Genomic DNA, 583 nt, shown 5'->3' with positions numbered 1-583 from the left:
GCAACCTTTTTCTTCTGTTTCTGATAGTTACGGCTGCCCTTTTCACATCTGGAAAGTTTTCTCTGTTCCCGGGCAAGTTTTTTCTCTGCATTCCGGTAAAACATGGGATATCCGGCTCTTTCACCGGTAGAAAATACACACATCCCATGCATGGCAAAATCAATCCCCAGGAATTTTTCCGCCTGTCTTTTCTCCGCTGTTTGGTTTTCACAGTCGAACAGCAGGCTGGCAAAATATTTTCCGGACGGTTCCCTGCTCACAGTCACTGATTTCAGCTTCCATCCCTCCGGGATCATACGGTGGAGTTTTATTTTTACCGGCTGCATCTTTGGCAGTTTCAGGAACCTGTCCTGCAGACAGATATTCCCATTTACCATATTCGTTGTATAGGATTTCCGCGAATGTTTTTTTGATTTATAATGCGGAAATCCCACTCCCGGTTCCCGGAAAAATTTCCGGAAAGCCCCTTCCAGATTTAACTGTACATTCGCCAGCGCAAGAGAATCTACCTCTTTCAGCCATGGATATTCTTTTTTATATCCGGCCGGCGTATTTTTCAGCATCTTTTTTTCTTCCTGATAAT

Annotated in this window: 1 protein-coding gene; it reads right to left on the bottom strand. The window is 44.3% G+C overall.

Annotated features, from left to right (window positions below):
- Window positions 1-563: transposase (locus tag G4417_RS16540; RefSeq protein WP_330598417.1), on the bottom strand; the 563-nt coding region annotated here is incomplete at its 3' end.
- Between the last annotated feature and the right edge of the window lie 20 nt (window positions 564-583).

Source organism: Blautia wexlerae, from assembly GCF_013300825.1.
In the GTDB taxonomy this organism is placed as follows: domain Bacteria; phylum Bacillota; class Clostridia; order Lachnospirales; family Lachnospiraceae; genus Blautia_A; species Blautia_A wexlerae_B.
Note: the sequence above shows the minus strand (reverse complement) of the source record. Positions and strands in the feature narration are given on the sequence as shown.